The organism is Bacillus sp. S4, from assembly GCF_040838205.1.
In the GTDB taxonomy this organism is placed as follows: domain Bacteria; phylum Bacillota; class Bacilli; order Bacillales; family Bacillaceae_G; genus Bacillus_A; species Bacillus_A cereus_U.
Genome location: NZ_JBFPJI010000301.1, coordinates 1 through 3,876 on the forward strand (window position 1 = coordinate 1; position 3,876 = coordinate 3,876).

The following is a 3,876-nucleotide window of genomic DNA, read 5'->3' on the forward strand; positions in this document are numbered from 1 at the left end:
AGATACAGCTCCTTCCTTTTCAGTCACAATTTATATCCATCTTACCCTATCATTTAGCAATCCATCTGTAAAATTATTATGTCCTACTAAAAAATCCTTCATATATAAATTTAAATATTCCCCATACTTACTTTCAGTATTTAATAATAATTCTTCTACATAATAAGCACCTTGTCCAAAAGTATCTAACAGTAAACTACATAAACCAGCATAAATTCCACACCCTACTTGAAAGTACGTCGCATTTGTTTTATATTTTTGAAAAACTTGGCTACTATTCATTACATTATACATGTATGTCTCATTATTTTCATAAACGAGTAACACACCGACTAAATCTTCTCCTATAATATCATCTTCTGCTGGATTAAATACTTTGCGATTCCAATTCCATAAATCTTCCACTTTATCTAAGTTCTGTCTAATTAAGTTTGTTGTATACTCATTAATCCGATAAAGAAAACCCACTTCCATATTAAAAGATTTTCCCAAGATTAATACTTCTTCATGCGGCATTAAGCAACCATAAAATTCTTTTTCACCTAAATTCACTTTATACTCTGAAGCATATACATCCTCATAAAAGTAAAGTGGACGATGATGGCTCATATACATAGGATAACTCCATATCGCTTCATCAAGAAAACGCTCTACTGCCCATGATGCATAAAGTGTATGAGGTTTTATTAGCCCTTTATCACCCAAAAATGAATTATCATGTTCTACAATATAGCATGCTCGCGGCTTTTCATTTGGACGTTCTTTCATAAGTTCAACAACCATCCATTGAACAACACCCGGATTCATACCTGAGCCTATAATCGCTCTTGTATTTGTAAATGTTTCTTTCTCCTTCTCAAACCTCGTATACCTTTCAGTAAGCTGAAAACCAAGTAAACTATCGTCTTGATCTACTGCCTCATTTTCCAAAGCCGAATTAATGTAACAAATGCCAAGGTCATTACAACAACTCAGTACCCTAATCGTATCTGCCCCTGAAACATCAATAACAACCTTCGTTCTTTTTTCTTTTAAATGTTGTTTAAATTTGACTACATCTTGAAGGTTTATTTCATATAAAAAAAATTGCCCTTTCAGATTTGGAAACAACTCATCATAATAACTTTTATCTTTTTGTTTTATATCCACCAAATGGAAGTTCACATTCTTTATAACTTCATAAATTGGATCTTTTTCATTTACTACCGCTTGATTCAAAATTGCTAACACTGCTTTTGCTGCCCCACCAGCACTGCCAAGTAATGTAATCGAAAACGCATTTGGAAACTGCTCCACAAACAAAACCCCTTTAATAGATTAGTTGAGCAGTACTTCCTCAAAAAATGAATTGAATACAATAAAAGATAGCTCGTACAGGTTTTTTATAATTTCGTACAAGATTACCTCTTCATAAGTAAAAAACAGTAACATACTTATATATTCAATTCGCTTTCCCCCTCATACCCAAATAGCGGTAAACAAATAGGCTCGACCTTTTCTTCCGCATATATAAAAGAAAAAGCCAGCCCTTTAAACTAGCCTACGGACAATGGACAGATTTCACATGTTGAATATTCACGTACATTTTTGCGTCACGTGCTTTTAATATTTCAATATGTCCTTCATCAATTTTCGCCATTTTTCCAATTTTATTAGATTCCTCACCTAAATCAAACACCATAATTCTCCCAGCCATTTTAATAAGCTGTTCTTCAAACGTTCTAGCTAAAGTAATATTTAAGGGATTTACGGGGAGTTCATTTTTATTGAGGGAATAAGGTACTTGGTTCTCTTTATAAGGAATTAACCATTTCAAATGCTTTAAAGATATATATACCGTTCTATAAACTGGGCTATAAAAAACAATATAATCGTTCATTACACTTGTAACATAACCGTGTATTGGAGCATTTCCTGCCACATAAATTTCTGTAAAAATTCCTTTAGATGTACTTAATACTTTTCTCAAAGAAATTGAAGGTGATTCCCTCTTAATTACAGAATCCACATCTGGTTTTAATATTTCTTCATCATACTCTCTTAAAAATCTATAATATTGAATATGATATAAAGATATATATACATAGTCTTGTCCATTGTAAAGAACAACAATATCATTCCCTACATCAATTAATACACCTTTAAATCTTTTTTCACCGATTAATTTAACGTATATATTTTCTCCAATATTTTTGTTTAACTCATTCATCTATATCCTCCTTTCTATGGAATTGCACTTTTCTGTCTTCCATTTCTAAAAAATAATCAGGGGCAATGTTCTGTCTTTTAATAGTAAGAATTCTTTTTCATATACCGCGAAATTATTGCAGCGAAATATGAAATCGTTCTTCACTTTCAATCATAATGCCCCTCTTATTTATTAAACATTATTCTTTTTCATTCTTTTTACTTTTAACTACTTGACTCACACTCTTAATATGAGAATTAATTACATAAATGACTTCATCACAGTTTACTAGTGTAATACAATTATCATGTATATCACTTAATAAACCTTCCACACACTCTGGTCCACCACGATTAATCTTTATCCATTTATACTTCAAGTCATTTAATACATCTAAAAAAGTATCTTCATCAGCGTAGAAACATGAACCATAGTCTCCTTGTGCTTCTTTCACTTTCTTGACTAGACTCTTCACATGTTTCAGTTGATAATACACCACTTCTCCAGGAGGTAATTGTAGTGTAAGGTAATCTTTTCCTAACACTGACAGTACACCTACTCGACTTTCCGGTCCGCGAAGATTTACTTTTACATTCTCACCGACTAAACCTTTGATTTGATCACAGCATACTACACCCTTCAAATTCGTATCCTCCTTTCTGTATTATCTTCCTCTACTTGATTGTCTTTGTGCGCGAGCTCGACTTGAATTATTGCTGTTTTCATTACTTTTCTCATCGCTACTCTCATCACTACTCTCATCGCTCTCTCCACTTACTGGTGCATTATAATTAACACTTTTAATATGAGATAGTGCAATTAATACAACTTCTTCTTTTATAATTAACGTTACATGATCGCTAGAAACATCTTGTAAAATACCTTCAATTTTCTCTGGACCACCACGATTAATTTTTACCCAGCGGTATTTGAAGCCTTGAAGTAGCGTTTCAAAGTCTTCTGCACTGTCTTCTTCCGGCCATACAGAATCACCTATCCCACCCTCTTTCGTATTTTTTGTAATGCTTTTCAGATGGCGAAGCTGGTAGTAATGGTACTCTCCTTTTTCATTCTGTAATACGAAGTAGTCCGCATATACTGATACTATTGCTCCTTTTTGAGATTCTGGTCCACCTCTGTTTACTCTTACATAAGATCCAATTAAACCTTCCAAAAAATCCCAATTAAATAAACTCACGAGAAAACCCCTTCCATTAATTTATAAGCTTTTGCACTGATAGTATATGTATCTGTACAGGTTACGTTCTCTATGTTTGTCCCCGCTATGAAAAAATATGCTTTTAACATGTAGTACTAATACCTACGAAACCTTCCTCCGCTTAAATGAATCCTAGGGTTTCCGGTAATTTTTTATATCTTAATACAAAAAGATCCCGTAATAAGATACATTCCTGCATATCTTATTACGGGATCTTTTCATAAATTTAATCTTCGTCCTTAACATCCATATCTTCCGGAATTGGTTCGTTTAATATTTCTTCCACTAACTGTTTATATTTCTCCATTTGCTCTAAATGTGTATTAAATTGTTCTTTATTTAATAAATATTGCTCTCCATCGAACAACGCACGAACTTTCTTTTGCTGAATCAAATCTTCAACATAAGATTTTGGTAAATTCAAATACTCCGCAGCCTCTTCTATCGTTATATACAATGTGTTCATTCC

5 protein-coding genes are annotated in these 3,876 nt (G+C 32.8%); all 5 read right to left on the reverse strand.

What is annotated here, in order from left to right:
- Positions 1–30: 30 nt before the first annotated feature.
- Positions 31–1,296: an S-adenosylmethionine decarboxylase related protein gene (locus AB3X48_RS18865; RefSeq protein ID WP_367959811.1), complete on the reverse strand. Its 1,266-nt coding sequence runs from the start codon at positions 1,294–1,296 to the stop codon at positions 31–33.
- 244 nt (positions 1,297–1,540) lie between these two features.
- Positions 1,541–2,209 carry a YwrJ family protein gene (locus AB3X48_RS18870; RefSeq protein ID WP_002159453.1) on the reverse strand — a complete coding sequence of 223 codons (669 nt, stop codon included), beginning with the start codon at positions 2,207–2,209 and terminating at the stop codon, positions 1,541–1,543.
- A gap of 178 nt (positions 2,210–2,387) precedes the next feature.
- Entirely contained in the window at positions 2,388–2,831 is a 444-nt protein-coding gene (locus tag AB3X48_RS18875) for a spore coat protein (RefSeq protein WP_078173532.1), read from the reverse strand.
- A gap of 21 nt (positions 2,832–2,852) precedes the next feature.
- Positions 2,853–3,386 carry an LSm family protein gene (locus AB3X48_RS18880; RefSeq protein ID WP_016103413.1) on the reverse strand — a complete coding sequence of 178 codons (534 nt, stop codon included), beginning with the start codon at positions 3,384–3,386 and terminating at the stop codon, positions 2,853–2,855.
- A gap of 247 nt (positions 3,387–3,633) precedes the next feature.
- Entirely contained in the window at positions 3,634–3,873 is a 240-nt protein-coding gene (locus AB3X48_RS18885; RefSeq protein WP_080018159.1) for a helix-turn-helix domain-containing protein, read from the reverse strand.
- Positions 3,874–3,876 lie beyond the last annotated feature (3 nt).

Excerpts from the sequence above, each read along its gene's own strand:
- AB3X48_RS18870 (WP_002159453.1), bottom strand. The coding sequence starts at position 2,209 with ATGAATGAGTTAAACAAAAATATTGGAGAAAATATATACGTTAAATTA.
- AB3X48_RS18885 (WP_080018159.1), bottom strand. The coding sequence starts at position 3,873 with ATGAACACATTGTATATAACGATAGAAGAGGCTGCGGAGTATTTGAAT.